Source organism: Acidimicrobiales bacterium, assembly GCA_035540975.1.
Lineage (GTDB): Bacteria > Actinomycetota > Acidimicrobiia > Acidimicrobiales.
In genome coordinates, this window is the sequence record DATLFN010000101.1 from 1 (window position 1) to 2749 (window position 2749).

Sequence of the window (2749 nt, forward strand, 5' to 3'; positions counted from 1 at the left end):
CCGTCCCCGCCGTCGCGTCCGAGGGGCGCGCCGCGCCCGGGCGGGGGCGGGGGCGCAGGCGGCGGGGGCTGGGACGGCGCGCCCCTCGGACGCGACGGCGGGGACGGAACGGCACCGTCGGCCGGCGCGGGCGCCGGGGCGGCACCGCCGGCGGGCAGGGCCCGTTCGAGGCGCTCCACCCGCTCCAGGAGGGCGGCCATCGACGTGTCGGCTTCGGGGCGGGCCAGGCGGACGAGCGCCGCGTCGAGGGTGATCTGGGGGTCGAGCGCCTCCCGCATGTCCACCTGGGCCCGGCCCAGCACCTCGACGGCCCGCACCAGGAAGGCCGGGCCGAGGCGGCGGGCCTGCTCGGCGACGTGGTGGCGGGCGTCGTCGGGCAGGGCGACCAGGGCCGGCGCCTGCGTGAGCAGGAAGGCGTTGCGCAGGTGGTCGACCAGGTCGGCGGCCAGCCGACGGGGGTCCCGGCCGGCGGCGGCGGCCTGGGCGACCGCGACCAGCGCCCGCCCGCCGTCCCGCTCGCACAGGGCCTCGACCACCTCGTCCGTGGCCGGCGCCTCGTCCTCCACCTCGCCGGCCGCCGCCACCTGGTCCAGCACCGACAGGGCGTCGCGCGCCGAGCCCTTCCCCCGCCGCACGACCAGGTCGATCGCCTCCTGCGCCACGCCGAGCCCGGCCCGGCCGTTGACGTCCTGGAGGAGGGAGGTGAGCACCTCGCCGCCCAGGAGGCGGAACTCGAAGTGCTGCGTGCGGCTGCGGATGGTGGGCAGGACCTTCTGCGGGTCGGTGGTGGCGAGCACGAAGACGACGTGCTGGGGCGGCTCCTCCAGCGTCTTCAGGAGCGCGTTGGACGCCGCCGTCGAGAGCATGTGGACCTCGTCGACGATGTAGACCTTGCGCCGCCCGGGGGTGCCCAGGGCGGCCCGGGACACCAGGTCCCGCATGGCGTCCACCCCGTTGTTCGACGCGGCGTCCAGCTCGTGGACGTCCAGCGACGTGCCCTGCTCGACGGCCACGCACGACGCGCACCGCCCGCACGGCTCGCCCCCCTGGCGCTCCTCGCAGTTCAGCGCCTTGGCGAGGATGCGGGCGGTGGACGTCTTGCCCGTCCCCCGGGGGCCGCTGAACAGGTAGGCGTGCCCCACCCGGTCCTCGCGCACGGCGTTGGTGAGGGCCCGCACGACGTGCTCCTGGCCCCGGACGTCGGCGAAGCGCTGGGGCCGGAAGCGCCGGTACAGCGACCGGAAGGGCACCTCGTCGTCGGCCACGCCCGAACACTACCGAGGGGTTGGCACACCACGACGACCGCAGCGGGACGGTCACCCGGTGCGGCGGTCAGGCTGACTGCGGCACACCGCACCTACCGCTGAGAGCTGCTGCCTTCCGGCCCTGACTCGGTTCACGGGGCGCCGTTGCGCAGGACCCGACCGCCGCACGGGGCGACCGTCCGTTCGGGCAGGATAGCCTTCCCGTCCCGGGAGGGATGCGAGAGCGGCCGAATCGGCACGCCTGGAGAGCGTGTGTGGCGCAAGCCACCGTGGGTTCAAATCCCACTCCCTCCGCCGTACCGGTGGCGTCGCGCTCAGGTCCGGGGCGGCAGCGCCGAGAGGTCTGGCAAGGAGGTGCAACGGTGAAACGAGCGCCGCACGGGATGCGCCGGTTCACGATGCGGCGTGACTTCGACGTCTCCGGCGTCTCGGGCACCGGCATCGTCCTCGAGGGGGTGCACTTCTCGACCGGGGTGGTGGTCATCCACTGGCTGACCCCGCCGCCTCGCGGGTCGATCAGCGTGTTCGACGACTTCGAACAGTTCCTCGCCATCCACGTCCGCCCCCACCCCGACAACCGGACGGTGCTGGTCTTCGAGGACGGCCAGGAGATCGTGTGCGAGGCGCCCGGCGCCGTCGCCGTCCACCCTCCGGTCGAGGCGCCCGTCTCCCCTTAGGAAGGCCGCTCAGCCGCTGCAGCCGAGGACCAGCAGCACGCGCCGGCACGGCGCCGTGGTGGACGGCGTCGGGACGGCGGGGGCCGGAGGCGCCAGCGGCGGAGTGGCGGACGCGGCGGCGACGAGCGGGCGCAGGTCGAGCGGCCCCCCGGCGAGGTCGACCTGCACCGGGAGGCGGGTCGGGTGACGGCGGGCCAGTTCGGCTGTGGCGTAGGAGAAGGCGGCCTGCACGGACGACGCCGCCCGCTTCTCGATCATCGCCTCCCGCACCATGTACTGGACGAGGAACGACCGGCCGTACTCGGTCGTCTCGTAGGCGAGGGCGTCGGCGGGCGCCGCCCCGGTGAGCACCCGCCCCGGCGCCAGCACCTCGGTGAACCCGCCGCCGAAGCACGACGCCATGGCGATCCACGCCCGCCGGGCGGCCACGTGCGACAGGTGCTCCTCCAGCTGCCGATCGTCGATCAGCCCGCCGTCGGCGGCCACGATCGCCTCGGTGAGCGGCCCCAGCTTGCGGACGTGGCCGCCGTAGAAGAACACGGCGGTGGCGTCGGGCCCGGCCCGCGACGCCAGCCACCCGATGGCCTCCCGGATGCGAGAGGCCGTGGCCTGGCCGTCGAGGAGGACGAGCCTATTCTCGGCCGGCACGCCCATGCCGGCCAGCGCCATGTCCATGTCCGTGGCGTCGTTGACGGCCGCCCGGAGGTCGCTGCCCTGGCCGGGATAGTCGTTGATGCCGACGATCACCGCCCACGTCCCGCCCGAGGCCGGACGGGTGGCCAACTGGCGGGCGGGCGCCACCAGGGC

Annotated in this window: 3 protein-coding genes, 1 tRNA gene and 1 other RNA gene; 2 read left to right on the forward strand and 3 right to left on the reverse strand. The window is 75.3% G+C overall.

Annotated elements, in window-relative coordinates:
- Both dnaX and ffs read right to left on the reverse strand, forming a co-directional pair.
- Positions 1-1265: DNA polymerase III subunit gamma/tau (dnaX, locus tag VM242_10900; GenBank protein HVM05673.1), on the reverse strand; the 1265-nt coding region annotated here is incomplete at its 3' end.
- Positions 1266-1327: 62 nt separating this feature from the next.
- Positions 1328-1426: signal recognition particle sRNA small type (gene ffs / locus VM242_10905), an RNA gene on the reverse strand.
- 48 nt (positions 1427-1474) lie between these two features.
- On the opposite strand from ffs, the gene VM242_10910 reads away from it, so the two are divergent.
- Both VM242_10910 and VM242_10915 read left to right on the forward strand, forming a co-directional pair.
- Positions 1475-1559: transfer RNA gene (locus VM242_10910), tRNA-Ser, on the forward strand.
- A 68-nt stretch (positions 1560-1627) separates the two neighbouring features.
- Positions 1628-1942 (forward strand): hypothetical protein, encoded by a 315-nt coding sequence (locus VM242_10915; protein ID HVM05674.1) that lies wholly within the window; start codon positions 1628-1630, stop codon positions 1940-1942.
- A gap of 9 nt (positions 1943-1951) precedes the next feature.
- On the opposite strand, the gene VM242_10920 is transcribed toward VM242_10915, so the two are convergent.
- Positions 1952-2749, reverse strand: a 798-nt coding sequence (locus tag VM242_10920) for a caspase family protein (GenBank protein HVM05675.1), incomplete at its 5' end; no start/stop codon positions are given.